Here is a 440-nt window from a genome sequence, read left to right as displayed (position 1 = left end):
CGTCTGCAACCTGGGCTCGATCAACCTCGCGCGCCACACAGCGAAAAGCGCTGCCGGCACGGTGATGTTCGATTTCGACAAGCTCGCGCGCACGGTGCGGACGGCGGTCCGCCAGCTCGACCGCGTCATCGACCTCAACTACTATCCCATCGCCTCGACGAGGCGCTCGAACCTCCGATGGCGGCCGGTGGGGCTCGGGCTCATGGGCTTGCAGGACGTGTTCTTCCAGATGCGCTTGCCCTTCGACGCCGAGGCCGCGCGGGAGCTCTCGAGGCGGATCTCCGAGGAGGTAGATTACCACGCGCTCTCGACGTCCGCGGACCTCGCCGCCGAGAAGGGGCGCCATCCGGCGTTCGACGAGACGCGCGCCGCGCGCGGCGAGCTCCAGTTCGACGCGTGGGGCGTGGTGCCGGAGGACACGGCGCGCTGGGAGGCGCTCC

At 69.8% G+C, this 440-nt stretch carries 1 protein-coding gene; it reads left to right on the top strand.

Features of this window, described 5'->3' with window-relative positions; translation table 11 throughout:
- Positions 1 to 440, top strand: a 440-nt coding sequence (locus BN4575_RS20865; RefSeq protein ID WP_256029054.1) for a hypothetical protein, incomplete at both ends; no start/stop codon positions are given.

The sequence above is a fragment of the Aeromonas sp. EERV15 genome (assembly GCF_900079845.1).
In the GTDB taxonomy this organism is placed as follows: Bacteria; Pseudomonadota; Gammaproteobacteria; order Enterobacterales; family Aeromonadaceae; genus Aeromonas; species Aeromonas sobria.
This window is presented reverse-complemented; position numbering and strand designations above follow the sequence as displayed.